The sequence below is a fragment of the Rouxiella sp. Mn2063 genome (genome assembly GCF_049319665.1).
GTDB lineage: Bacteria > Pseudomonadota > Gammaproteobacteria > Enterobacterales > Enterobacteriaceae > JBMOUD01.
The window spans coordinates 333,956-359,902 of sequence record NZ_JBMOUD010000003.1; the positions used below are offsets into that span (position 1 = coordinate 333,956).

At 46.7% G+C, this 25,947-nt stretch carries 26 protein-coding genes and 1 other annotated feature; of the genes, 20 read left to right on the plus strand and 6 right to left on the minus strand.

Features of this window, described 5'->3' with window-relative positions; all coding sequences use genetic code 11:
* Window positions 1-163: 163 nt before the first annotated feature.
* The 3 genes from ACL9RG_RS06965 to hxpB all read right to left on the minus strand — a co-directional run bounded on the left by ACL9RG_RS06965 (window position 164) and on the right by hxpB (window position 3,277).
* Window positions 164-1,555: an L-cystine transporter gene (locus ACL9RG_RS06965; protein ID WP_422791870.1), complete on the minus strand. Its 1,392-nt coding sequence runs from the start codon at window positions 1,553-1,555 to the stop codon at window positions 164-166.
* A gap of 207 nt (window positions 1,556-1,762) precedes the next feature.
* The gene (locus ACL9RG_RS06970; protein WP_422791871.1) at window positions 1,763-2,329 is read right to left on the minus strand and encodes a metal-dependent hydrolase; all 567 of its coding nucleotides are present in this window, start codon (window positions 2,327-2,329) and stop codon (window positions 1,763-1,765) included.
* 282 nt (window positions 2,330-2,611) lie between these two features.
* Entirely contained in the window at window positions 2,612-3,277 is a 666-nt protein-coding gene (gene hxpB, locus ACL9RG_RS06975) for a hexitol phosphatase HxpB (RefSeq protein WP_422791872.1), read from the minus strand.
* Window positions 3,278-3,544: 267 nt separating this feature from the next.
* On the opposite strand from hxpB, the gene ACL9RG_RS06980 reads away from it, so the two are divergent.
* On the plus strand, window positions 3,545-4,093 hold the full coding sequence (locus ACL9RG_RS06980) for a YniB family protein (protein ID WP_422791873.1): 549 nt from the start codon (window positions 3,545-3,547) through the stop codon (window positions 4,091-4,093).
* 149 nt (window positions 4,094-4,242) lie between these two features.
* On the opposite strand, the gene ACL9RG_RS06985 is transcribed toward ACL9RG_RS06980, so the two are convergent.
* The gene (locus ACL9RG_RS06985) at window positions 4,243-5,100 is read right to left on the minus strand and encodes a fructosamine kinase family protein (RefSeq protein WP_422791874.1); all 858 of its coding nucleotides are present in this window, start codon (window positions 5,098-5,100) and stop codon (window positions 4,243-4,245) included.
* 542 nt (window positions 5,101-5,642) lie between these two features.
* On the opposite strand from ACL9RG_RS06985, the gene ACL9RG_RS06990 reads away from it, so the two are divergent.
* Window positions 5,643-6,275: a transglycosylase SLT domain-containing protein gene (locus tag ACL9RG_RS06990; RefSeq protein ID WP_422791875.1), complete on the plus strand. Its 633-nt coding sequence runs from the start codon at window positions 5,643-5,645 to the stop codon at window positions 6,273-6,275.
* A gap of 30 nt (window positions 6,276-6,305) precedes the next feature.
* Here the strand turns inward: ACL9RG_RS06990 and ACL9RG_RS06995 are convergent, their stop codons facing one another.
* A complete protein-coding gene (locus ACL9RG_RS06995) occupies window positions 6,306-6,983 on the minus strand; it encodes a MarC family NAAT transporter (RefSeq protein WP_422791876.1) in 678 nt (225 codons plus the stop codon).
* Window positions 6,984-7,271: 288 nt separating this feature from the next.
* Here ACL9RG_RS06995 and thrS point away from each other — a divergent pair, with 288 nt between their 5' ends.
* The 8 genes from thrS to ihfA all read left to right on the plus strand — a co-directional run bounded on the left by thrS (window position 7,272) and on the right by ihfA (window position 14,519).
* Window positions 7,272-9,200: a threonine--tRNA ligase gene (thrS, locus tag ACL9RG_RS07000; RefSeq protein ID WP_422791877.1), complete on the plus strand. Its 1,929-nt coding sequence runs from the start codon at window positions 7,272-7,274 to the stop codon at window positions 9,198-9,200.
* 3 nt (window positions 9,201-9,203) lie between these two features.
* Window positions 9,204-9,755 (plus strand): translation initiation factor IF-3, encoded by a 552-nt coding sequence (gene infC / locus ACL9RG_RS07005; protein ID WP_422791974.1) that lies wholly within the window; start codon window positions 9,204-9,206, stop codon window positions 9,753-9,755.
* Between the two features lie 96 nt (window positions 9,756-9,851).
* Window positions 9,852-10,049 carry a 50S ribosomal protein L35 gene (gene rpmI, locus ACL9RG_RS07010; RefSeq protein ID WP_072930961.1) on the plus strand — a complete coding sequence of 66 codons (198 nt, stop codon included), beginning with the start codon at window positions 9,852-9,854 and terminating at the stop codon, window positions 10,047-10,049.
* Window positions 10,050-10,088: 39 nt separating this feature from the next.
* Window positions 10,089-10,445 (plus strand): 50S ribosomal protein L20, encoded by a 357-nt coding sequence (gene rplT, locus ACL9RG_RS07015; RefSeq protein WP_422791878.1) that lies wholly within the window; start codon window positions 10,089-10,091, stop codon window positions 10,443-10,445.
* Window positions 10,446-10,559: 114 nt separating this feature from the next.
* Window positions 10,560-10,684, plus strand: a sequence feature (Phe leader region).
* Window positions 10,565-10,609 carry a pheST operon leader peptide PheM gene (gene pheM / locus ACL9RG_RS07020; RefSeq protein WP_133845469.1) on the plus strand — a complete coding sequence of 15 codons (45 nt, stop codon included), beginning with the start codon at window positions 10,565-10,567 and terminating at the stop codon, window positions 10,607-10,609. It overlaps the preceding feature by 45 nt.
* 148 nt (window positions 10,685-10,832) lie before the next feature.
* A complete protein-coding gene (pheS, locus tag ACL9RG_RS07025; RefSeq protein WP_422791879.1) occupies window positions 10,833-11,816 on the plus strand; it encodes a phenylalanine--tRNA ligase subunit alpha in 984 nt (327 codons plus the stop codon).
* 14 nt (window positions 11,817-11,830) lie between these two features.
* Window positions 11,831-14,218, plus strand: coding sequence for a phenylalanine--tRNA ligase subunit beta (gene pheT, locus ACL9RG_RS07030; RefSeq protein WP_422791880.1), 2,388 nt, complete (start codon window positions 11,831-11,833; stop codon window positions 14,216-14,218).
* 4 nt (window positions 14,219-14,222) lie between these two features.
* Window positions 14,223-14,519 carry an integration host factor subunit alpha gene (gene ihfA / locus ACL9RG_RS07035; protein WP_004717732.1) on the plus strand — a complete coding sequence of 99 codons (297 nt, stop codon included), beginning with the start codon at window positions 14,223-14,225 and terminating at the stop codon, window positions 14,517-14,519.
* 404 nt (window positions 14,520-14,923) lie between these two features.
* On the opposite strand, the gene ACL9RG_RS07040 is transcribed toward ihfA, so the two are convergent.
* Window positions 14,924-15,049: a hypothetical protein gene (locus ACL9RG_RS07040; RefSeq protein ID WP_422791881.1), complete on the minus strand. Its 126-nt coding sequence runs from the start codon at window positions 15,047-15,049 to the stop codon at window positions 14,924-14,926.
* A 259-nt stretch (window positions 15,050-15,308) separates the two neighbouring features.
* On the opposite strand from ACL9RG_RS07040, the gene ACL9RG_RS07045 reads away from it, so the two are divergent.
* The 10 genes from ACL9RG_RS07045 (at window position 15,309) to arnE (ending at window position 25,944) form a co-directional block, all read left to right on the plus strand.
* A complete protein-coding gene (locus ACL9RG_RS07045) occupies window positions 15,309-15,671 on the plus strand; it encodes a DUF2502 domain-containing protein (RefSeq protein WP_422791882.1) in 363 nt (120 codons plus the stop codon).
* Between the two features lie 395 nt (window positions 15,672-16,066).
* On the plus strand, window positions 16,067-17,071 hold the full coding sequence (gene btuC / locus ACL9RG_RS07050; RefSeq protein WP_422791975.1) for a vitamin B12 ABC transporter permease BtuC: 1,005 nt from the start codon (window positions 16,067-16,069) through the stop codon (window positions 17,069-17,071).
* A gap of 73 nt (window positions 17,072-17,144) precedes the next feature.
* Window positions 17,145-17,696, plus strand: coding sequence for a glutathione peroxidase (locus ACL9RG_RS07055; RefSeq protein ID WP_422791883.1), 552 nt, complete (start codon window positions 17,145-17,147; stop codon window positions 17,694-17,696).
* An 86-nt stretch (window positions 17,697-17,782) separates the two neighbouring features.
* On the plus strand, window positions 17,783-18,532 hold the full coding sequence (btuD, locus tag ACL9RG_RS07060) for a vitamin B12 ABC transporter ATP-binding protein BtuD (RefSeq protein ID WP_422791884.1): 750 nt from the start codon (window positions 17,783-17,785) through the stop codon (window positions 18,530-18,532).
* 383 nt (window positions 18,533-18,915) lie between these two features.
* Window positions 18,916-20,058, plus strand: a complete 1,143-nt coding sequence (arnB, locus tag ACL9RG_RS07065) for a UDP-4-amino-4-deoxy-L-arabinose aminotransferase (RefSeq protein ID WP_422791885.1) — start codon at window positions 18,916-18,918, stop codon at window positions 20,056-20,058.
* Window positions 20,058-21,038, plus strand: a complete 981-nt coding sequence (gene arnC / locus ACL9RG_RS07070) for an undecaprenyl-phosphate 4-deoxy-4-formamido-L-arabinose transferase (RefSeq protein ID WP_422791886.1) — start codon at window positions 20,058-20,060, stop codon at window positions 21,036-21,038. The genes arnB and arnC overlap by 1 nt, the downstream gene beginning before the upstream one ends.
* On the plus strand, window positions 21,038-23,020 hold the full coding sequence (arnA, locus tag ACL9RG_RS07075; protein ID WP_422791887.1) for a bifunctional UDP-4-amino-4-deoxy-L-arabinose formyltransferase/UDP-glucuronic acid oxidase ArnA: 1,983 nt from the start codon (window positions 21,038-21,040) through the stop codon (window positions 23,018-23,020). Before arnC ends, arnA begins: the two co-directional genes overlap by 1 nt.
* A gap of 13 nt (window positions 23,021-23,033) precedes the next feature.
* Window positions 23,034-23,933 carry a 4-deoxy-4-formamido-L-arabinose-phosphoundecaprenol deformylase gene (gene arnD / locus ACL9RG_RS07080; protein ID WP_422791888.1) on the plus strand — a complete coding sequence of 300 codons (900 nt, stop codon included), beginning with the start codon at window positions 23,034-23,036 and terminating at the stop codon, window positions 23,931-23,933.
* 2 nt (window positions 23,934-23,935) lie between these two features.
* Window positions 23,936-25,603 (plus strand): lipid IV(A) 4-amino-4-deoxy-L-arabinosyltransferase, encoded by a 1,668-nt coding sequence (arnT, locus tag ACL9RG_RS07085; RefSeq protein ID WP_422791976.1) that lies wholly within the window; start codon window positions 23,936-23,938, stop codon window positions 25,601-25,603.
* Window positions 25,600-25,944, plus strand: coding sequence for a 4-amino-4-deoxy-L-arabinose-phosphoundecaprenol flippase subunit ArnE (arnE, locus tag ACL9RG_RS07090; RefSeq protein WP_422791889.1), 345 nt, complete (start codon window positions 25,600-25,602; stop codon window positions 25,942-25,944). The genes arnT and arnE overlap by 4 nt, the downstream gene beginning before the upstream one ends.
* The last annotated feature ends 3 nt before the right edge of the window (window positions 25,945-25,947 follow it).

Consider the following 25,947-nt stretch of genomic DNA (forward strand, 5'->3'; position numbering starts at 1 on the left):
AGGCGGTATTATAAATGATAAATAGATTAAAATTGTAATTTCACCGTATTAATTACGTTTATTCTTTTGTGCGAATGTATTAAATGCTGGCTAAACAAATTGCTATAAAAACAAAAAAACCGAAGTGACGAGCTTCGGTTTTTTGTTTTTAGAACGTTAGGATTTAACGATGTGCTAATTCCGCATGCTCTTCTGCATCCATCACTTTCTTATCGGTCTGCTTGAGTATTTGACTCGTGATAGTACCTGCAGTCATGGAACCACTCACGTTGAGTGCCGTACGGCCCATATCGATCAACGGTTCGATGGATATCAGCAGGGCAACCAGCGTAACCGGCAAGCCCATCGCAGGAAGCACGATCAGCGCAGCAAAGGTTGCGCCACCGCCCACGCCGGCAACGCCAGCAGAGCTTAAGGTGACAATACCGACCAGAGTCGCAATCCACATTGGGTCAAACGGGTTGATACCCACGGTCGGTGCTACCATTACCGCCAGCATGGTTGGATACAGGCCTGCACAGCCGTTTTGACCGATGGTTGCCCCAAAAGATGCCGAGAAGCTGGCGATCGATTCTGGAATACCTAAACGACGCGTTTGTGCTTCAACATTTAGCGGAATTGAGGCAGCGCTTGAGCGGCTGGTGAAAGCAAAGGTCAATACTGGCCATACTTTACGGAAAAATTTCGCCGGATTAACACCGGTAAAGGAGAGCAGTAAGCCATGTACTGCAAACATAATGGCCAGGCCAAGATAAGATGCCACCACAAAGCTGCCAAGCTTAATAATGTCATGAATGTTGGAACCCGCGACAACTTTGGTCATCAGCGCCATGACGCCATATGGTGTAAGTTTCATCACCAGACGAACTAATTTCATTACCCAGGCTTGTAAGGTATCAATGAAAGCTAAAACGCGTTCACCCTTCTCGGCATCATCTTTCACCAGTTGCAGGGCAGCAACACCAACAAAGGCTGAGAAGATGACTACGCTGATGATTGAGGTCGGGCTTGCACCGGTCAAATCAGCAAATGGGTTTTTAGGAATAAATGACAGAACCAACTGCGGGAAGGTCAGATCGGCGACTTTGCCTACATAAGTCGTTTGTAACGCAGCCAGACGCGCAGTTTCTTGTGGTCCTTGTACCAAACCTTCAGCGGTCAAGCCAAAGAGTTTAGTAACGAACACGCCAACCAGCGCTGATATCAGCGTAGTGAATAATAATGTACCAATGGTCAAGAAGCTGATTTTGCCAAGCGATGAGGCATTATGCAGTTTAGCAACGGCGCTCAGAATAGAAACAAAGACCAATGGCATCACGATCATCTGCAACAGTTGCACATAGCCATTGCCGACAATATTAAACCAACTGATAGATGAGGCGAGGATAGCATTGCCTGAACCATAAATCAGTTGCAGCGCCAGGCCAAAAATCACGCCAAGGACCAGACCAGTTAATACTTTCTTCGCCAGACTCCACTGCTTGTTGCTAAATTTAGCCAATAGCAACAGCAGTACTGCGAAGACCACTACGTTTAAAACGAGCGGAATATTCATACCCGTAACTCCAAAATGTTGGTGTTGTTGACTCACTTTTTAGTGAGCTTATTTGCCTATGCGCAACAGCCGACGTGCGTGGGTCGTTACGCGTAGCGTTATGGCAAATATAGTAACATTCTGTAATAACGGTTTATATATCCAAAAGGAATTGGCTATTTCTTTTTGGAATAAGCTATTTTGTGTTGCCAGTTTGAGAGACACGCATCAAAGAATGCCCGGCAATAGTTTTATCCAGTGACCGAAAGAGTCTGGTTTTACTGCATAAATAATCGGCGACCAGTTCGGCCAAAATAACGCTAAACCGACTAAACAAAGACAGAAGGTTCGTTCTAACTGATTGCCTTGTTTACTATTGATCAATGGTAGGCGAAAGCGCCAGCGGCAAGGCCAAAGCAGAGGAACACCGGCGGGCGTTAGCATATCGGCCAAAATATGGCTTAGGTAGCCGACAATCATCGCTTGCAGAGCATCAACCGGAATAACCCAACCATGAGGAAAATGGCTACGGAATAGAAAAATTCCCGCAAATACGACCAATAAGCTATGAGTAAATCCCCGATGACCGCATAAACGTGCAATAGGATGAGATATCCATTTCAAACGCTGACCAAGCAGCGATTTCGGATGGTCAATATCCGGGAGTAAACAGGTAAGCAACGACCCAGGAATGATGTGCCACCAGTCACCATTTGCTAATTCAGGTGATAACTCCGCCTTTTTCGCAAAAACGGCACAAGCGATTGAAAAAATGAGGTGACCTTCCCCAGTCATAGTAAATCCAAGATAAATAACTGTTATTTTATCCAGTGTAATGGAAAGGCGATCATGGCGGAAGTCGTTACGCTGTAACTAATTGTCAATTTATTGATATTTAAAGATTAAATATCATTTTTATGACTGATTTGTGACCATTGGATAGGATGATACTCAGCTGAAAGAGGAATGCTGAGTAACTTAGTGTGTTTGCCCAGCGAGACATAACACTGCGACGGTTACCGAAAAAGTAGGCGACCATCGCAGTGCCAATATATTCTGATGAGGAAGCGTCAGAAACTACAGAATATGTTCGGGCGTTAATTGCAATAGGGAAGAGAGTTTGACGTCAGACAGGGCCCAGCGAGGGTCGTCTTTAAACTCGTCGGCTGGGATCACAATTGAGCGCATACGTGCTGCTTTTGTAGCAATCATACCGTTAAATGAGTCTTCAAGCGTGATGCAGTTTAATGGGTTTACACCAAGCTGTGCCGCGGCTTGTAGGTAAACTTCTGGATGAGGCTTGCTATAGGGCAGTTTCTCCGCTGAGACTCTAACCTGAAAATAGGGTTGCAGATCAAATAGAGCAATAACTCTATCCAGCATATGCAAAGGCGAAGCTGACGCCATGCCAATTTTCAACCCCTGTGCCTGGCATAGTTGCAATGCTTGATGAACGCCAGGGAGCAAAGGACGAGTTTCTTCGATGAGTTGCAATGCGCGAGCAATAATCATATCGGTAACTTGTTGCTCATTAGGTCCCTGCCATGGCAAGGCCTGGTACCACATTTTAACGACTTGGTCGATGCGAAGCCCCAGAGTGTCTGGCAACAGATGTCGCTGAGTCAGGTCAACACCAAGCTGGCTGAAAATATCAAGTTCGGCCTGGAGCCATAATGGTTCAGAATCAATAAGCAGGCCGTCCATATCAAATATTGCTGCGTGGACAGGTCGTAGATAGGCCATTAGTTGCAAGCTCCTTATGTGCTCTATACCCGCTACCACCTCCAGTGACAGGAGCTGTGCTTGAGGTGTAATGAGTATATTTACTTTGCTGATTGGTTAAAAATGGTTGTTTGGAGGATAACATAGTGCGTGGTATCACTTAACTACTGACCAGACAAAATGCGGCATTTAACGGCAAGTTACTAAATCTGTGGGCGTCTTACACTAACTATGAGTAAACTTGCTCGACGAGAAAGATGTTCTTAGGTGTTTTTACAAGGGGTATTCATGACGCATCAACAGGGCGGGCGCATCGCCGTATTAAAGCGGATACTGGGGTGGGTGATTTTTATCGTTGCGTTGCTTTCAACACTGATTTCTGTACTCAATTTTATCTATGAGCAAAGTAAATCTACGACTGGGATTAATGCAGTAATTCTCGACTTTATTCATGTGATGGTCGATATGGTCCGCTTTAATACTCCATTCTTAAATGTATTTTGGTACAACGCGCCGTTACCAGCATTAGGCGTAGGTATGACATTAGCGAATATTATGTTTGTCATTATTTATTGGCTGATATTTGTGGGCATTGCGCTACAAGCATCGGGCTTGAAAATGTCGCAACAAGTAAAACGTATTCGTGAAAACGTTCAAGATCAATTGATTATGGAGCAAACTAAAGAAGGTGAAAAACGCACGCGTGAAGCAATAGAATCACGTATTGATGTTCCTAATTCCCCTATTTATAAACAATATTTCCCGCTATTTATTTTACCGATCATTATTGCTGTCGTTGCTTATTTTGCTTTGAAGTTAACAGGCCTAATTATGTGACCTCAACTCCAAATGATTGAAATTGTGTCAAGGTAATAAACGAGCGTAGACGCAACTTCAATCATGAAGGATATAAATAAGTGAGCCTGAATTTTCAATAAGATGCGGGCTCACTCTCTCTAGTTTCCTGCTGCATTAGATCGCATTCTTTACTGCAATAACCTATCTATCGCTCGCTGAGCGACCACGTTATGTTGTCCTCCATAAAGATTACTGCGATTGAGTAAGTAATACAGTTGATATAGCGGTTGGCGCAGGACAAAATCGTCTGGCAATGGGCACTTGCTCTGGTAGCCGTCATAAATTTGAGCCGGTACATTAGGATATAATGGCAACATTGCTAAATCACACTCTCTATCGCCCCAATAGCATGCAGGGTCGAAAATAACAGGACCTTGCTCCGCCTGAGCGCAATTATGTGGCCAGAGATCGCCATGTAACAGTGAAGGCTGGGGATGGTGATGTTGCAAATGCAAATAAACTTGCTCGGTAATATCGTCGGCATTACCAAAAATTATGCCTTTTTCAGTTGCAAGTTGAAGCTGCCAGCCAATTCGTTGTTCGGCAAAAAAGGTTGGCCATCGACGCTGCCATGCATTGGGTTGAATAATGGTTGCTAATTCATTATCGACATCAAGGCCAAACTGCAATTGTTCACTCCATTGATGAAGTGCTGCCAATTGTTGGCCAAGTAAATAAGCATTGTGAGCATCTAAGGGTTTAAGCGGAATATATTCAAGCAGTAAGAAACTATCGTCGCGGTCACTGCCAACACCGTAAACGTCGGGCACTCTCACAGTATTGCTACGGGCGAGGAGGGCAAGTTGATCGGCTTCGGCACTGAAAATAGGTAACATATTGCGTGTATTGCATTTTACAAAAATTTCATGCTCACCATGGCTAATCAGCCAGGCAGGATGTATATCCCCGCCAGGTAACTCGGTGCGCTTAGTTATTTCTGCACTACCTAAATGCTCGTTTAACAGTCGATGAATGGCTTGCCACATAGTTGACCCCTTTCTGACTGGTTAGAAATCTGACTAATTATCGATTTTTACAGTTAATGAACTCTTAACATAGTCGTGCTTCTTACTATCAGTCTTTTCTTACGCTCAATTTGTCTTACTCTCAATCCATTTTAGCAATCAATCTGTCCCGGCAATCTGGTAGTTTTTACAGGTTAAAATATCGAATGAGCGCACGGTTAATAGCAAGGCATATATATCCGTCATACTTGAAGTTGCTTCTGTGTTGGCCACGAATCACATACGTGAGTAACTATCATTGGGATGCGTTTCCTTACCGCGTTGAGGCCACTTCAATTATTTGGGTTATAAACAGAATCAGGCTAACTTATTACAATTGTAAATTTTCGTCTGTAATAAATTAAATTATCATAAAAACACTGCGTTATTCCCAGAATTATCTTATCGACGATCATTTGTTATGTTCTAGATCAATACTTTATTCAGCTTAGACTAAAAAATATATACAGCTCCTCACAAAATATGTATATGCTGCATTTCGTTCTGGTTTCGAGAGACTGAATGTGAAATTAAACATAGCCTATTTGATGACAGCGCTGTTGCTGGTGGGGTGTGCGAAAGAACCTCCCGTACCAAAGGTCAGCGCACTAATAGTTCCAACGCCTTCTGAGCCTTCGTCGTTAATGCACCAAGGCCCTTATGGCACAGTGATTCGCCAGGCAGCACAAACGTATGGCGTTGATGAGACCTTAGTAAGAGCGATTATACAAGTTGAATCAGGGTTTAATCCAAGCGCAGTGAGTAAGTCCAATGCGGTTGGATTAATGCAACTGAAAGCCTCGACAGCAGGGCGTGATGCGTATCGTTTGAAAGGCCGTCATGGTCAACCATCGACACGTGATTTGAAAGATCCAGAAGTGAATATTGATTTGGGTACTGCGTATCTGAGTATGATTCAGCAGCAATTAGCCGGGATCAGCAATCCACAAACGCGGCGATACGCTACTACGGTAGCTTATGTTAATGGGGCAGGGGCGTTGTTACGCACTTTCTCTAACGACAGAGCTTATGCCGTGTCGAAAATTAATCAAATGACGCCAGACCAGTTTTATCGTCACGTAGAGAAAAAACATCCAGCGCCTCAGGCCCCACGTTATTTATGGAAAGTGAATAATGCCTATCTGGCGATGAGATAAGCATTATCTACTTCACTCACTCAGCCCGTTTTAGGCTGGGTGAGTGGTTGCAGCAATCTCTAAGACACCATTAATAACGAACTGAACACCCATACAAACCAGTAAAAAGCCCATCAGCCTTGAAATCGCTTCGATACCGCTTTTTCCAACCCAATGCATAATCGTTCCAGAACTGCGCAGGCACAGCCAAAGTATTACCGAAACGGAAAGAAAGGTCAGCACTGGCGCAACGTGTAATACCCACGTTGGGTAGTGGCTAGTTTTGATCGTTGATGCGGTGCTGATAATCATTGCGATAGTACCCGGTCCTGCGGTGCTAGGCATGGCGAGTGGCACAAAGGCAATATTGGCCGAACTATGTTTTTTCATCTCCTCATTTTTGTGGTCCAGCATGGTTTGCTCTTCCACCTGCTGTTTAGGGAATAACATTCTAAAACCAATGAAAGCCACGATAAGTCCGCCGGCAATTCTTAATCCTGGAATAGATATGCCAAAGGTGTTCATGACCAGCTGCCCAGCATAAAAAGAGACAGCCATGATAATGAATACGTAAATCGAGGCCATCAGGGATTGGTTATTGCGTTCCTCATCGGTCATATCACCGGCAAGCCCTAACAACAACGCGATAGTGGTGAGCGGATTTGCTAATGGTAGCAATATCATTAGCCCCAGCCCGACGGCGGAAAATAGATCTAAAATTTCAGACACTTAATATTATCCTTAATTATTTCAACCGAATGTATGAACGGATTACACGCAAAATAAGTGCGCTTGGCAACACCCTGAGGTGGAAAAGGGCACTTTACGGGTGTTACACTAAATGCTGGTTTTGGCGTCACATCCGGTATACGTGCTGTCTAATGATATACGTACTCATGGGTGTATATATTGAGCAAAGTAAAGTTCAATAGCGGCAATAACCTTTCCAAACCCTAAATAACCATATTTCTATATGTGCTCTGTCGTGTGGGGCACCACTGTAGATGAGGAATGAACATGCCTGTTATTACCCTTCCTGACGGCAGTCAACGTCAGTTCGATCGTCCCGTATCCCCAATGGATGTTGCGCTAGATATCGGCCCAGGCTTGGCGAAAGCCTGTATTGCTGGTCGTGTTAATGGCGAATTGGTTGACGCCAGTGATCTTATCGAAACTGATGCACAGCTCGCGATAATTACTGCTAAAGATGAAGCTGGTCTGGAAATCCTGCGCCACTCTTGTGCTCACCTATTAGGTCATGCCATCAAGCAGTTGTGGCCAGATACAAAAATGGCTATTGGTCCAGTGATTGACAACGGTTTTTATTATGACGTTGATTTAGATCGCACCTTGACCCAGGAAGACTTGGAACTGCTCGAAAAGCGCATGCACGAGTTAGCTGAAAAGAATTACGACGTTATTAAAAAGAAAGTCAGCTGGCAAGAAGCGCGCGATACCTTCGCGAGCCGCGGTGAGCAGTATAAAATTGCTATTCTTGATGAAAACATCAGCCATGACGATCGTCCTGGCTTGTACCATCATGAAGAATACGTCGATATGTGCCGTGGTCCACACGTGCCGAATATGCGCTTCTGTCATCACTTTAAGCTGCAGAAAACCTCTGGTGCTTACTGGCGTGGTGATAGCGACAACAAAATGCTGCAACGTATTTACGGCACAGCATGGGCAGACAAAAAGCAGCTCAATGCTTATCTGCAACGCTTGGAAGAAGCCGGCAAGCGTGACCACCGTAAAATCGGTAAACAGCTCGATTTGTACCACATGCAAGAAGAAGCACCGGGCATGGTGTTCTGGCACAACGACGGCTGGACCATTTTCCGTGAGCTCGAAGCTTTCGTTCGTATGAAGCTCAAAGAGTACCAGTATCAGGAAGTTAAAGGCCCATTCATGATGGACCGCGTGCTGTGGGAAAAAACTGGGCACTGGGAAAACTACAAAGAAGCGATGTTCACAACTTCTTCTGAGAACCGTGAATATTGCATCAAGCCGATGAACTGTCCAGGCCACGTGCAGATCTTTAACCAAGGGCTGAAATCTTACCGCGATCTGCCGCTGCGTATGGCTGAGTTCGGCAGCTGTCACCGTAATGAGCCGTCCGGTGCATTGCATGGTCTGATGCGCGTACGTGGCTTTACTCAGGACGATGCGCATGTGTTCTGTACCGAAGACCAGGTTCGTGACGAAGTTAACAGCTGTATCAAGATGGTCTACGATATGTACAGCACCTTTGGGTTTGAAAAGATTGTGGTCAAGCTATCGACCCGTCCGGCAAAACGCATCGGTACCGACGAAATGTGGACTCGTGCTGAAGAAGATTTGGCCGCTGCGCTGAAAGAAAACGACATTCCATTTGACTATCAACCAGGTGAAGGTGCCTTCTACGGACCAAAAATTGAATTTACCTTGTATGATTGTTTGGATCGCGCGTGGCAGTGTGGTACCGTGCAGCTCGACTTTTCATTACCGTCGCGTTTAGATGCAACTTACATCGGCGAAAACAACGACCGTAAAGTGCCGGTAATGATTCACCGTGCGATTTTAGGTTCGATGGAGCGCTTCATCGGTATTCTTACCGAAGAATTTGCGGGCTTCTTCCCAACCTGGATTGCTCCGGTACAGGTAGTTGTGATGAATATTACTGATTCACAAGCGCCATATGTCGAAGAATTAACCAAAAAACTGCAAGATGCAGGCATTCGCGTTAAAGCCGACTTGAGAAATGAGAAGATTGGCTTTAAAATCCGCGAGCACACGCTACGTCGTGTTCCCTACATGTTGGTTTGTGGCGATAAAGAGGTCGAAGCAGGTAAAGTTGCTGTTCGTACCCGCCGCGGCAAAGACTTGGGAGTCATGGACGTTAGCGAAGTCGTTGACAAACTGCTAGTGGAAATCCGCAGCAGAAGTCTTCATCAATTGGAGGAATAAAGTATTAAAGGCGGAAAACGAGTTCAACCAGCGCGTCCTAATCGCATTAACAGAGAGATTCGCGCGCAAGAAGTTCGCCTAACTGGCGTCGATGGCGAGCAGATTGGTATAGTCAGTCTGAATGAAGCTCTTGAAAAAGCTGAGGAAGCTGGTGTTGATTTAGTCGAAATCAGTCCGAATGCCGAGCCGCCGGTTTGCCGTATTATGGATTACGGCAAGTTCCTCTACGAGAAGAGCAAATCGACGAAAGAACAGAAGAAAAAGCAAAAAGTTGTTCAGGTTAAGGAAATTAAATTCCGACCTGGTACCGATGATGGCGACTATCAGGTCAAACTACGCAACCTGGTTCGCTTTCTGGAAGATGGCGATAAAGCCAAAATCACCCTGCGGTTCCGTGGGCGTGAAATGGCGCACCAACAGATCGGTATGGAAGTGCTTAACCGCGTCCGTAAAGACCTGTGTGAAGATTCTGATTTGGCCGTTGTCGAATCCTTCCCTACGAAGATCGAAGGCCGTCAGATGATCATGGTGCTCGCACCTAAGAAGAAACAGTAAGGCTTACAAGTAATTGGACCCGCGCAGCGCTTGCGTTGTGTGGGTTTGATTCGCCCTATTGATTCATGTTAATAACAATGCGAAGTGGAATGTAAAATGCCAAAGATCAAAACAGTACGTGGCGCCGCTAAACGCTTTAAAAAGACTGCCAATGGCGGTTTCAAGCGTAAGCACGCTAACCTGCGTCATATTCTGACCAAAAAAGCTACTAAGCGTAAACGTCATTTGCGTCCTAAAGGCATGGTATCCAAGAACGATTTGGGCCTTGTCGTCGCATGTTTGCCGTACGCATAACACTAACTTTTTAATCAAGAATAATACTCAGGAGAGCATATGGCTCGCGTAAAACGTGGTGTGATTGCACGTGCACGTCACAAAAAAATCTTAAAACAGGCGAAAGGTTACTACGGTGCCCGTTCGCGCGTATATCGTGTTGCGTTCCAGGCTGTTATCAAAGCTGGTCAATACGCTTACCGTGACCGTCGTCAAAAGAAACGTCAATTCCGTCAGCTGTGGATCGCGCGTATCAACGCAGCAGCTCGTCAGAACGACATGTCTTACAGCCAATTCATTAACGGCTTGAAAAAAGCTTCTATTGAAATTGACCGTAAGATCTTGGCTGATATCGCAGTATTCGACAAAGTGGCATTCTCTGCACTGGTCGCAAAAGCGAAAGCAGCTCTGGCGTAAGTCAGGTGAAAGAGGGAGCTTGCTCCCTCTTTTATATTTGCATCAATAAAACCTGTCGTTTGATAGCTTGATGTTATTAATGCCATTCGACATCTAGTCACCGAAAAGGTCACACAAGCATGAATACTGCTATTTTCCGTTTCTTTTTTTACTTTAGCGCCTGAATCAGGAAGGCTTTCGCGCGTAAGAGAAGAAACGAAAAGTAGCGCCTAAGCCTCCCTAGCGGAGGCTTTTTTGTTTTCAGCCCTATTAAGATGAAAATAGCCGGCTGGCAACAATCACGTTGTAGAGTACAGATAGGCGCCTTCGAGCGGTTTATTGATTACAAATCTTACATCAACGGTTTATTTCACATCAGTCTATAAAGACTGAAAGAAGAGGAAAGCAATGTCACATCTCGCCGAGCTGGTTGCCAGTGCCAAGGTAGCCGTAGAGAGTGCCCAAGATGTTGCCGCATTAGATCTGGTGCGTGTCGAATACTTAGGCAAAAAAGGCCATTTAACCTTGCAGATGGTTACGCTGCGTGAATTGCCAGCGGAAGATCGTCCAGCCGCAGGTGCAGTCATCAATGAGGCTAAACAAGAAGTTCAAGATGCGTTAAATGCGCGCAAAAATGAACTGGAATCCTCTGCGATGAATGCTCGTCTGGCAGCAGAAACTATCGACGTTTCCCTGCCAGGACGCAGAATTGAAAATGGTGGCCTGCATCCGGTTACTCGTACTATTGATCGTATCGAGACCTTTTTTGGTGAGCTGGGCTTTTCTGTCGCCACAGGCCCAGAAATTGAAGATGATTACCATAACTTCGACGCGCTGAATATTCCTGGTCATCACCCTGCGCGTGCCGACCACGATACCTTCTGGTTTGACGCTACCCGTTTGTTGCGCACCCAGACTTCTGGCGTGCAAATTCGTACCATGAAAGGCCAACAGCCGCCAATCCGCATCATTGCGCCTGGTCGCGTTTACCGTAATGACTACGATCAGACACATACGCCGATGTTCCATCAGATGGAAGGCTTAATCGTTGATAAAGACATCAGCTTTAGCAACCTGAAAGGCACATTGCACGATTTCCTGAATAACTTCTTTGAAGCTGATTTGCAGGTTCGTTTCCGTCCATCCTATTTCCCATTCACTGAACCTTCTGCGGAAGTGGATGTGATGGGTAAAAACGGTAAATGGTTAGAAGTACTGGGCTGCGGCATGGTACACCCGAATGTATTACGTAATGTCGGTATCGACCCTGAAGTCTACTCGGGCTTCGCCTTTGGCATGGGAATGGAACGTTTAACCATGTTGCGTTATGGCGTCACCGATTTACGTGCATTCTTCGAAAACGATCTGCGTTTCCTCAAACAGTTTAAGTAAGGCGGGAATATCACATGAAATTCAGTGAACTCTGGTTGCGTGAGTGGGTAAACCCAGCCATTAGCAGCGAAGCATTATCCGATCAAATTACCATGGCAGGCCTGGAAGTTGATGGTGTTGATCCTGTTGCCGGTGCTTTTAACGGTGTTGTTGTGGGGGAAGTGGTTGAGTGCGGCCAACACCCAAATGCCGATAAGCTGCGTGTGACCAAAATTAACGTTGGCGGCGATCGCCTGCTTGATATCGTCTGCGGTGCACCAAACTGCCGCCAAGGTTTGAAAGTGGCTGTTGCCACCGTAGGCGCGGTGCTACCTGGTGATTTCAAAATTAAAGCAGCAAAACTGCGCGGTGAACCTTCTGAAGGGATGCTGTGCTCATTCTCTGAGCTGGGAATTACTAGCGACCAGCATGGGATTATCGAATTAGCACAGGATGCCACTGTTGGTACCGATATTCGCGAGTTCCTGCAGCTTGATGACAATACTATTGAAATCAGTGTAACGCCTAACCGTGCTGATTGCCTTGGCATTATCGGTATCGCCCGCGATGTAGCTGTGCTGAACAAGTTACCTCTTAGCGAGCCTGTCATGGCACCGGTTGTGGCGACGATTACCGATACTTTGCCAATTGAGGTTCAGGCAGTTGAAGCTTGCCCACGTTATCTAGGCCGTGTGGTTAAAGGCATTGATATCACGGCGGCAACACCATTGTGGATGGTTGAAAAATTGCGTCGTTGTGGCATCCGTTCTATCGATGCCGTTGTCGATATTACTAACTACGTCTTACTGGAACTGGGCCAACCGATGCATGCCTTCGACCTGAACCGTATTCAGGGCGGAATTATTGTACGTTTGGCGCATAAAGACGAGCCGTTAACGTTGCTCGACGGCACCAATGCTAAGCTCAATGACGATACGCTGGTTATTGCTGACCATCAGCAAGCGCTGGCAATGGGCGGCATCTTCGGTGGCGAACATTCAGGTGTTAATGAACAAACCCGCGATGTGTTGCTCGAAGCGGCGTTCTTTAGCCCGCTGTCGATCACAGGTCGTGCTCGTCGTCAGGGATTGCACACTGATGCTTCACACCGTTACGAGCGCGGCGTTGACCCGCAATTGCAATATAAAGCAATGGAGCGCGCCACTGCGCTGCTGTTAGAGATTTGTGGTGGCCAGGCAGGTCCGGTGATTGATGTTACCTCTGATGCCCATTTGCCAAAACCAGCTCAGATTACACTACGTCGCGAGAAACTCGATCGCCTGATCGGCCATCATGTTGAAGACGCGCAAGTGACCGATATTCTGCAACGTCTTGGTTGCCAGGTTGAAAAGCAGGGCGATACCTGGACGGCTAAAGCACCAAGCTGGCGCTTCGATATGCAAATCGAAGAAGACTTGGTTGAAGAAGTCGCTCGTGTTTACGGTTACGACAACATTCCTAATGTGCCGGTAAAAGCTAATTTGGAAATGACTCGTCACCGCGAAGCCGATCTTTCACTTAAACGCGTGAAAAATCTGCTGGTCGATCGCGGCTTCCAAGAAGCGATCACCTACAGCTTTGTTGATCCTAAAGTTCAGGCGTTGCTGCATCCAGGTGAAGAAGCCCTGATTCTGCCAAGCCCGATCTCTGTTGAGATGTCGGCAATGCGTCTGTCGCTGTGGACAGGATTGCTTGGCTCTGTGGTCTATAACCAGAATCGTCAACAAGGTCGCGTTCGTTTATTCGAGAGCGGCCTGCGCTTTGTGCCTGATACACAAGCAGACTTGGGTATCCGTCAGGATGTCATGCTGTCTGGTGTGATTGCGGGCAACCGTAATGAAGAACATTGGGATTTAGCTCGCCAAGCTGTTGACTATTACGATTTGAAGGGTGATCTTGAAGCGATTCTTGAACTTACCGGAAAATTAGATGAGGTACAGTTCAAGGCGGAAAGTAATCCTGCATTACATCCAGGTCAAAGTGCAGCAATTTATTTACGTGGCGAACGCATTGGTTTCATTGGAGTAGTCCATCCAGAGCTGGAACGTAAGCTGGATCTTAATGGTCGCACAATTGTGTTTGAAATGTTGTGGAACAAGCTTGCAGACCGCGTGCTGCCTGATGCGGGCGAGATTTCTCGTTTCCCATCAAACCGTCGTGATATCGCGGTTGTGGTTGCTGAAAACGTTCCCGCAGACGATATTTTGGCCGAGTGTAAGAAAGTTGGCGCAAATCAGATAGTTGGCGTAAACTTATTTGACGTGTACCGAGGAAAGGGCGTGGAAGAGGGCTACAAAAGCCTTGCTATCAGCTTGGTATTGCAGGATACCGCCCGTACACTGGAAGAAGAGGAGATCGCCGCTACTGTTGCAAAATGTGTAGAGGCTCTAAAACAGCGATTCCAAGCATCCTTGAGGGATTGAACCTATGGCGCTTACTAAAGCTGAAATGTCAGAACACCTGTTTGAAAAGCTTGGGCTTAGCAAACGGGATGCCAAAGACCTGGTTGAACTGTTCTTTGAAGAAGTACGTCGTGCTTTAGAGAATGGTGAACAAGTTAAATTGTCTGGCTTTGGCAATTTTGATCTGCGTGACAAAAACCAACGTCCGGGGCGTAACCCGAAAACTGGTGAGGACATTCCAATTACGGCGCGCCGTGTGGTGACCTTCCGTCCAGGACAGAAGTTAAAAAGCCGGGTTGAGAACGCTACTCCAAAAGAGTAAGCCCGTCTGATAAAAAGGCCGCGAATGCGGCCTTTTTTTTGTCTTTTTTCCAGCTTAAGCAGCGACTTTTTTGAGTGGCTTGTTGATTATTTGTTCGCTTCTTAACTTATATAGCCATCATTATTTTGATGAATGACTAGGTCGTGTGCAAAGAAAACGTTAAACCAATATATCATACAAGAATAATTTGATAGATTGTTTTAATTGCATTGATTGTGGGGTGGTATTTAAATTGAAATGTCCTTCCCTATATAAAATAATCATATGATCTAAAATTAAAAAAAAGGAGCCTAAGCTCCTTTTAATATGATTGCGTAGTCAAGGGAAATACAGTTTCCAGAGTGTCAAAAATAAACTCTGGTAGGGTACTTGCTTAGCCCTTGCTTGAGGATGGTGGAAATATATTAACGCCCTTGGTAATAACCTCCATGGTAGCCGCCACCGCCGTGGCCCCAGTGTGGCGGTAAGATACAGCCGCTCAAGCTAAAGGCGACCATGACAACAGCACATACAGCTAAAATGCGACGCATAGTAATATCCTATTTATGAGTAAACATCTCGAGTATAAATAAAATAATAAATAGCTATTGTTAGACTACTGTTAAGACATGTGACTGTTATTAATAATGCTGACGTTTATTTTATTTTTTTACGGGTGTTGCAGTACCGTAATAATTGTCCTGTTCCTGTAAGGACGGCGAAATTAAAATGAAAATAGGAATTAATCTGCTGCATTAGGTTTATTCGTCTTGATATAAAAACCTCGTAGAAATAAATGAGGTAAATAATATGAACAAGTCTCTTTTACTGCTTTGCACCATACTGGCACTCCCTGCGGTTTCACACGCCGGTGTAACGCTTGATGTCAATGTCCCTGGGGTCTCTGTGCATATTGGTGAGCGTGACACGCGTGGTTACTATTGGGATGGTTACGACTGGCGTCCGCCGCAGTGGTGGAGAGCACACCAAGGTCACTACATTGGAGAACGTAATAACCACGGGATGTATTGGTACGGTAACCACTGGGAGCGTGCAGCGCCGCCAGCACATTACAATGCAAGTCGCTACCCTGTGCAGCATCCTCAAGGAAGAGGGCATGGAGACTGGCATGACAACGGCCAACCGATCCCACCTAATGGGCATCCTTATTAACACTGAGAGTTCATTTCCCCTCCCAATCAAGGCCGCTGATGACGCGGCCTTCGTTTTATCAATCTATACCCAAAATAATTGGCATTGCTTAAAGGCAGCAAGGGAACGCATCCCGTTGAGCTTAAACTGGTAAGTGATTCGGGTCAGTGTGTGTCGCCAACGCAGAAGCAACGTGAAGTATGACGGGGATATTTACATATCTACTAGAGCTCGATAGGTAATGTGAGTAGGATAGCGTCATTACCGATAACTCGTGTTGGCTTACTGTCTTTGCTGACAGAGTAGTGACAGGACGCAGCCCATTTATGCCTCTAAAAAAATTCGGGCCTCTTCAAACGCCTCAACCTGAAAAAAACACCACGTCTTCAACATCCAGGCCGTCAACATCTTCAACATTGTCTGCACAGACAACTTTTGACCTTTTACAGCAACAGCATAAACGCCGGGATTTTCATCGTTTATGGCAACTGGCGTTACTTGCACTATTTGTTCTGATACTCAGTTTGTGCGCGGGCGAGCGCTGGCTGTGGCCTAATCATTGGTGGGATAGCGATTCACGTCTTTTTGTCTGGCAACTGCGTTTACCTCGTGCCTTGGCGGTGATGTTGGTTGGAGCTGGCCTGGCGGTTGCGGGAGCAGTGATGCAGTCATTATTTGAAAATCCGCTGGCAGAACCCGGTTTACTCGGCGTGGCAAATGGCGCGGGTGTCGCTCTGGTGTTGTGTGTGGTATTGAGCAATGGATTACTTCCCATCTGGGTCTTGAGCCTTGCTGCGGTACTGGGCGCAATGTTAATGACCTTTGTATTATTGTACTTTGCCGCAAAAAGACGGTTGAGTAATGCCCGGCTGTTATTAGTCGGTGTGGCGGTGGGAATTATTTGCAGCGCAGTGATGACGTGGGCCGTGTACTTCAGTAGTAATCTGGACTTACGCCAACTGATGTATTGGATGATGGGTGGGTTTGGCGGTGTTGATTGGCGCCAGAGTTGGCTAGGATTGCTACTGTTGCCAGCATTAGTCTGGCTTTGTTGGCAAGGGCATGCGCTGAATTTTCTGGCATTAGGTTCACAGCAGGCGCAACAACTCGGTTTGCCGCTTAATCTATGGCGTAATCTTTTAGTACTTTCTGTCGGCTGGATTGTTGGATTGAGTGTCGCTTTGGCGGGGGTTATCGGATTTATTGGATTAGTGATCCCGCATATTCTCCGCCTGCGAGGTATGACAGACCAGCGACGTTTACTGCCGGGCTGTGCTTTAGCGGGGGCCGGCGTACTATTACTTGCTGATGTGATTGCTCGGGTGGCGCTCTATGCCGCGGAACTGCCTATTGGCGTGGTAACAGCAACGCTGGGGGCTCCGCTATTTATTTGGCTACTGCTCAAGGTGGAAAAGTCTTGAAAGCAGGGGAGTTGAGCTTGCCACTCATCAACGATATTTGTTTTTCATATTTATTAACCAAGGAGTTAACGTTATGAGCAACGCAATTTTTAATACTGAACTTACTACCATCAATGGTAAAAACACCACGCTGGGTGCTTATAAAGGATCGGTATTGCTAGTAGTGAACGTGGCATCACAATGTGGACTGACCAAGCAATATGAAGGATTGGAAAGTTTGTATCAGTCCGTTCATGGCGAGGGATTTGAAGTGCTTGGTTTCCCATGTAATGAGTTTGGCGCCCAGGAGCCAGGTACAGAAGAAGAGATCCAATCCTTCTGTACCACTAATTTTGGCGTAACATTCCCTATGTTTAGCAAAATTGAGGTTAATGGCGAACATCGCCATCCATTATATCAATCACTGATTGCGGCTCAGCCGGAAGCGACCAAGCCTGAAGGAAGTGAGTTTTATCAGCGCTTAGCCAGTAAAGGGCGTGAACCTAAACAACCTGGCAATATTTTATGGAATTTTGAGAAATTCTTGATTGGGCGCGATGGTCAGGTAATTGGCCGCTTTGCACCGGATATGACGCCTGAGGATCCAATTTTGGTGGCGGCAATCAAACAAGCACTCGCCAACTAATGTCCTCATTCTGCTGGCATATTTGAGTAAATAAGCTAAATTGTCACAGATAAGTAGTTTATGGCCGAAAATAATAAAGGTATCTAATGTTACAGCTATCACAGATATCAGTACCCGGACGATTTTCGGCATTTACTACGCAGGTACCAGCTGGCCGTCGGATACATATTATTGGGCCAAATGGTGCGGGGAAAAGCAGTCTGCTTGCTCGTTTAGCCGGGATGTTATCAGGTGAAGGTCAGGTTCTTATTGATGGCATTGCACTTGATAAACTGACCGGATGGCAGCTGGCACAGCGACGAGCCTATCTGTCGCAACAGCAATTGCCGGTATCCGTGATGCCGGTTTTTCAATATCTTTCTCTGCATCAACCAGCGACTGTGCAGGTAGCCCAGCTTGAACAAACGATTAATCATCTGTGCAGCATATTGCGCCTGCTTGATAAATTAGCTGAACCTATCAACAATTTATCTGGAGGAGAATGGCAACGGGTAAGGCTGGTGGCCGCTTTGTTGCAAGTGTGGCCTGATATTAATCCTTTGAGTAAATTGTTGTTACTTGATGAACCGATGAATAGCCTTGATATCGCTCAACAGCGAGCGCTGGATGGGTTAATCGAGCAATTTTGCGCGACAGGGCGCACGGCAATTATTAGCGATCACGACCTCAATCATAGCTTACAGCTCGCCGATGATGTTTGGCTGATGTCGCAGGGGCAAATCGAAGCAGCCGGCAAGGTTGATGAAGTCATGCAGCCTGAAAGACTATCAAAAATATTTGATGTTGAGTTTGTTCTCAATGCCGTGGCGGGCAAAGCATGGTTAATGATGTCATAACTGCCAATAACATCGTAACTATTTATGATGATATCGCAAAATTATGTGTAAAATAGCCGCCGAAGATTTATCTGTGCAGGCAACATGCCCTACTTATGTACCATGTGCGATAAATAAGCTGGCAAAAATGCGCCATGGCGTTTTTTTGTCCTGATGATAGCCGATTTGATGTTTATCAATGAGTATGCATTTTTTACAGCGCGTAGTGTTGCTCCGCATTACTATTTGGCGCGGCATATATATTGAATATTCTTAAGGTTAAATTAAGCTTAAACGGCAATGATTTAGTGACTCTATTAGATAGACGTTTAGCCACGGTTAAATGTCTTCGTTTTAGAGTGTGCTATTTATTTGTCAGCGGTCAATAACGCAGGATAAGTGTCATGGAACAGTTCTTACCCTTTTCTCGCCCATCGATGGGAGAAGATGAGATTAAAGCGGTCGAAGGCGTATTGCGCTCCGGCTGGATCACTACCGGTCCTCAGACTCATCAACTTGAACAAGACTTTGCCCAAGCTTATGGCTGCAAACATGCCATTGCGGTAAGTTCAGCGACGGGTGGTATGCATGTCACGCTGCTGGCATTAGGTATTGGCCCGGGAGATGAAGTGATTACACCTTCACAAACCTGGGTTTCCACGCTCAACATGATCGTATTACTGGGCGCAGAGCCGGTAATGATTGACGTCGATCCTAATACCTTGATGGTAAGCGCTGAAGATATTGCAGCCGCTATTACGCCAAAGACCAAAGCGATCATCCCGGTTCACTATGCAGGTGCGCCGTTAGACCTTGATCCAATTATCGCGTTGGCTAAACAGCACAATATTCCACTGATCGAAGATGCCGCCCATGCTGCGGGTTGTCAATATCGTGGCCGTTGGGTTGGTTCGCAAGGTACCGCTATTTTCTCTTTCCACGCCATCAAAAACATGACCTGTGCTGAAGGTGGCATGGTGGTCACCGATGACGATGAATTGGCTGCGAAAGTTCGCGCACTGAAATTCCATGGTCTGGCCGTTGACGCCTTTGATCGTGAGGTGCAAGGCCGTCGTCCACAGGCTGAAGTCGTTGAGCCTGGTTTTAAATATAATATTTCCGATATTCATTCTGCCATTGCTGTTGTTCAGCTTAAACGCCTGGCTCAGATGAATGCACGCCGTGCCGAATTGGCTCAGCTTTATTTGGAAAAATTGGCGGGCTCTCCGTTCTTGCCAATGAGTGTTCCTGATTATCCGCATTTGCATACTTGGCATTTGTTTATGATCCGCGTCGATGAAGAGCGTTGTGGTATCAGCCGTGATGCGTTGATGGAACGCTTGAAAGCGTTGGGTATTGGTACCGGCTTGCATTTCCGCGCCGCACATACCCAGAAATACTATCGTGAGCGTTACCCGGATGTTGACTTGCCTAACAGTACCTGGAATTCAGCCAGACTTTGTAGCTTGCCAATGTTCCCTGATATGCAGGACAGCGATGTTGACCGAGTCGTCGCAGCCCTTTTTTCCATTGTGGAGACGAAGTAGTGGCTCAATTTGATTCAATTAGTAAAGTATCGGTAGTCATACCCGTCTATAACGAGGAAGCCAGCTTACCTGCTTTGCTGTCGCGCACTGTAGCGGCCTGCCGCCAACTGGCTCAGCCATTTGAAATTATTCTGGTTGATGATGGTAGCAGCGATCGTTCAGTTGAAATGCTGACCGAAGCGGCTGAAATTCCAGAAAACTGCATCATTGCTGTGCTGCTCAACCGTAACTATGGTCAGCACTCTGCCATTATGGCGGGTTTCAGCCATGTTAGCGGCGACTTAGTGATCACACTCGATGCGGATTTGCAAAACCCGCCGGAAGAGATCCCACGTTTGGTTGCTAAAGCGGAAGAGGGCTATGACGTTGTTGGTACGGTTCGTGCTAATCGTCGTGACTCTTGGTTCCGCAAAAGCGCGTCTAAAGTCATCAACATGATGATCCAACGTGCTACTGGCAAATCAATGGGTGATTATGGCTGTATGTTGCGCGCCTATCGTCGCCACATCATCGAAGCCATGTTGCATTGCCATGAGCGCAGCACTTTTATCCCTATTCTGGCGAATACTTTTGCTAAAAAGACCGTCGAGATTCCTGTACAGCACGCTGAGCGTGAATTTGGTGATTCCAAATACAGCCTGATGAAACTCATCAATCTGATGTACGACTTGATCACCTGTCTGACTACCACACCATTGCGTATGCTAAGCGTGGTTGGCAGTGTGATTGCTTTGTTCGGATTTGTGCTGGCATTAGCACTGATCCTGATGCGTTTGGTTCTCGGCCCGGCATGGGCTGCGGAAGGCGTCTTTACGCTATTTGCTTTGCTGTTTATGTTTATTGGTGCGCAGTTTGTAGGTATGGGATTACTCGGTGAGTATATCGGCCGTATCTATAACGATGTTCGTGCACGTCCCCGTTATTTTATTCAGAAAGTTGTCGGAGCACGCTCTGCTGACAAAAGCCAGGAAGAAGAGTAATGAAAGCGATTGTATTTGCTTACCATGATATTGGTTGCGTGGGCTTAAAAGCTCTGGTTGAAGCCGGTTATGATGTTCAAGCGGTATTTACCCACACAGATTCCCCAGAAGAGAACAATTTCTTCTCTTCAGTTGCTCGCACCGGTGCAGATCTAAACCTGCCGGTCTTTGCACCAGAAGATGTTAACCATCCTCTGTGGGTAAATCGTATCCGTGAGTTGCAGCCAGATGTGATCTTCTCTTTCTACTACCGCAATATGCTGAGCGAAGAAGTGCTGGCGTTAGCACCTCAAGGTGGCTTTAACCTGCATGGTTCTCTGTTGCCAGCATACCGTGGCCGCGCACCAATTAACTGGGCATTGCTCAATGGTGAAGCAGAAACTGGCGTGACCCTGCATAAGATGGTTAAACGTCCAGATGCTGGTGATATTGTTAGCCAACGTGCGGTTGCTATTGATGCGCAAGATACTGCGCTAAGCCTGCACGCAAAAGTGCGCGAAGCGGCACAACAATTGCTGAAAGACGTATTGCCGACCATGCTTAACGGCAGCTTCACCCTGACGGCACAAGATGAATCCAAAGCTACTTACTTTGGTCGTCGTACTGCCGCGGATGGTGAAATCTATTGGCACAAATCAGCTACAGAGATCAACAACTTGATCCGTGCGGTAACTGAACCTTACCCTGGTGCATTTAGCTTCCTTGGTGAGCGTAAAATGACTATTTGGCGTGCAAGCGTGCTCGACACTGCGCATGACAAACAGCCGGGTACCGTGTTGTCTAACGATCCTTTGGTTGTTGCTTGTGGTGAAGGTGCGTTGCAGATCCTCGCCGGTCAGAATGATTCTGGTCTGTATGTTCAGGGCACTCGTTTGGCACAAGAAATGGGTATTATGCCTAATGTTCGCCTGAGCCAACGTCCAACAGCAGTACTTAAGCGCCGTACTCGCGTATTGATCCTCGGTGTGAACGGTTTCATCGGTAACCACCTGAGCGAACGTTTGCTGCGTGATGGTAACTACGAAATCTTTGGTCTGGATATCAGCTCCGATGCTGTGACCCGTTTCATGGATAACCCGAACTTCCACTTTGTTGAAGGCGATATCAGCATTCACTCCGAGTGGATCGAGTATCACATCAAGAAATGTGACGTTGTATTGCCGCTGGTGGCTATCGCAACGCCGATCGAATATACCCGTAACCCACTGCGTGTATTCGAACTGGACTTCGAAGAAAACCTGAAAATCGTTCGTGATTGCGTTAAGTACAAAAAACGCATTATCTTCCCGTCCACATCTGAAGTTTATGGCATGTGTGATGACAAAGAATTCGACGAAGATTCATCACGTCTGATTGTTGGCCCGATCAACAAACAGCGTTGGATTTACTCGGTTTCCAAGCAGCTATTGGACCGTGTGATCTGGGCTTACGGTGTGAAAGAAGGCCTGCGATTCACGCTGTTCCGTCCGTTCAACTGGATGGGCCCGCGTCTGGATAACTTGAATGCTGCACGTATCGGTAGTTCACGCGCTATTACCCAGTTGATCCTCAACTTGGTTGAAGGTTCTCCTATCAAGCTTATCGACGGTGGTGAGCAGAAACGTTGCTTTACCGACATCAACGACGGAATTGAAGCACTGTTCCGCATTATCGAAAACCGTGATGGCCTGTGCGAAGGTCAAATCGTTAACATTGGTAACCCAACCAATGAAGCTAGCATCCGTGAATTGGCGGAAATGTTACTGCGCAGCTTTGAGAAACACCCACTGCGCGATCAGTTCCCTCCGTTCGCTGGTTTCAAAATGGTTGAAAGCAGCAGCTACTATGGCAAAGGTTATCAGGATGTGGAACACCGCACTCCGAGCATCAAAAATGCTAAACGCCTGCTGAATTGGAAGCCTGAAGTCGCAATGGAAAAAACGGTTGACGATACGCTCGACTTCTTCCTGCGTTCTGTCGATTTCCCTGCCGATAAGGGTTAACAGTTTGACTGGCATGAAAAAAATAGGTCTACGAATTGATGTAGATACGTTGAGTGGCACCCGCAAGGGTGTCCCTGAATTACTCAGATTACTCGACAAACATCAAATTAAAGCCAGTTTCTTTTTCAGCGTCGGGCCAGACAACATGGGGCGCCATTTATGGCGCCTTTTGCGTCCCCGCTTTCTGTGGAAGATGCTGCGCTCCAACGCTGCTTCACTTTACGGGCTTGATATTTTAGTTGCCGGTACCGCTTGGCCTGGGAAGGTGATCTCCCGAGACTGTGCGCCGTTGATGAAACTGAGTGCGGATAAAGGTCATGAAATCGGCCTCCACGCCTGGGATCACCAAGGTTGGCAAGCTAAAGTCGGCAAATGGTCAGAACAGCGCCTTGAGCTAGAAGTTCGCAAAGGGGTTAACGCGCTAGAAAAAAGCATTGGTCGCCCGATTGATTGCTCTGCGGTAGCTGGGTGGCGTGCTGATGGTCGCGTGTTGAAAGTGAAGCAAAAATTTAACTTCCGTTATAACAGTGATTGTCGAGGTACGGTACCTTTCCGTCCACGACTTGACGATGGTACGTTAGGCACCGTGCAAATTCCGGTTACATTACCGACCTACGATGAAGTTATTGGCAGTCAGGTTACAGCGGATAGCTTCAACGACTTTATTCTTGATGCGATGCTCAAGGATCAAGGCGTCCCGGTTTATACCATCCATACCGAAGTGGAGGGCATGTCGTTATCGGCGATGTTCGATGATTTACTGACGCGTGCTAAAGCCGCCGGTATTGAATTTTGTCCCTTAGGCGAGCTTTTGCCGTCTGATATTACAACGTTGCCTGTTGGGCAAGTTGTTCGTTCCGCATTTCCCGGACGGGAAGGGTGGCTGGGTTGTCAGCAAGAAGGTCAAGCCTGATGTTGAAAGCATATAAGCGTGTCTGGGGTTTACTCCTCCTGGTTTTTTTCGCCCTCATCTATTTGATTCCGATTAATGCCCGCTTGTTATGGCAGCCTGATGAAACTCGTTACGCTGAAATTAGCCGCGAGATGCTGCAACGTGGAGATTGGGTGGTTCCTCATCTCCTTGGACTGCGTTATTTTGAAAAACCTATCGCGGGATACTGGTTTAATAACATTAGCCAAATGATTTTCGGCGACAGCAACTTTGCTGTACGTTTTGGTTCGGTGTTCAGCACCTTTGTTAGCGCACTATTAGTGTTTTGGTTGGCAAATGTACTTTGGCACAACCGTAAAACGGCTTACACCGCAACGTTGATTTATCTCTCCTTCACGTTGGTCTTCAGTATAGGGACTTACAGCGTACTGGACCCGATGCTGACGCTGTGGATTAACGCCGCGATGGTATTCAGCTATTTCTGTTTACGTGCGAGTGGAAATAAACAGAAGGCGCTGAGTTGGATTGCTTTGGGATTGGCCTGTGGTATGGGCTTCATGACCAAAGGTTTTCTGGCACTGGCGTTACCGGTTATTGCTGTTATCCCGGTGGTCTGGCGTGAAAAGCGTTTTAAAACGTTATTTGGCTGGGGGCCGCTGGCCGTTATTGTTGCCGTGCTACTTAGTTTGCCTTGGGTGTTGGCGATTGCGCATCGGGAGCCCGATTACTGGAACTACTTCTTCTGGGTAGAAAATATTCAGCGCTTTGCTGAGCAAGATGCACAGCATAAAGCCCCGTTCTGGTATTTTATCCCGGTCTTGTGTCTGGGTTCACTGCCTTGGTTGGGGCTATTACCTGGTTCACTGGCTAACGGATGGAAAAAGCGAGTTATGCGCCCAGAGCTGTTCTTCTTACTCAGCTGGGTTCTATTGCCACTTATATTCTTTAGTATCGCCAAAGGTAAGCTGCCAACCTATATTCTGCCTTGCTTTGCGCCTTTAGCGTTACTGATGGCCGATTACCTTGACCAGCTTCGTCAGGCTGGTGCGCGCCGCACGCTGAAAGCTAATGCCATCATCAATATTATCTTTGGCTCGTTGGCTGTTATTGCGCTGGTGGTGATGTCTGGGCGTCTGCCGTTTGGTCACATCAGAGAGCTGTACGGTCCGTCCGAAATTAACCGTATGCTAATTGGTGTACTTTGCTTTGCAGTCTGGGCGTTGGCAGGCTTACTTAGTCTGACGCAAGCTAAGCGTTGGTACTGGGCTGCAGCATGTCCGTTGGTATTAAGTTTGTTAGTCGGGCAGGCTCTGCCACAAAGGATCGTTGACTCGAAGTTGCAGCAGCAATTTGTCACAAACAATATTAAGTTATTGCGAGACAGCCGTTATGTATTAACTGGAAACGTCGGTATTGCCACCTCTCTGGCCTGGGTGCTCAAACGCAGTGACATCATTATGTATGATGGCAAAGGTGAATTGGAATATGGCTTGAAATACCCTGATGCCGTAGGGCGTTTTATCAGTGCACCTGGCTTCCCTGCATGGCTGGAAAAAGCGCGACTTGAAGGCAATGTGTCATTGGTGGTGAAAACTGACGATCTGGAAGGTAATACAACCGGGCTTCCTCCTGCCGACAGTGTGATTCAATCAGGCCGGACAGAACTCTTCTTCTACAAAAAACTGCCATGATAGGATATTTGCTAGTTCTGGTTGCTAGCATCCTCACCTGTGCTGGCCAGCTTTGCCAAAAGCAGGCCGCGCAGGTAGGGCAAAACGGCCGCGATAGCTCTTTGATGTTGACCCTTCGTTGGTTATTACTGGCGATGGCACTGATGGGATGTGCGTTGCTCGTTTGGCTGCGGGTATTGCAGCTTTTGCCTCTGAGTCTGGCTTACCCGATGTTGAGTGTGAATTTTATTTTTATTACGCTCAGCGCTCGTTGGTTTTTTGGTGAAGTCATCGACAGGCGGCATTGGTATGGCGTGGCGTTGATTATGCTAGGGATACTGTTAATGAGCATCAAAGCATGATGA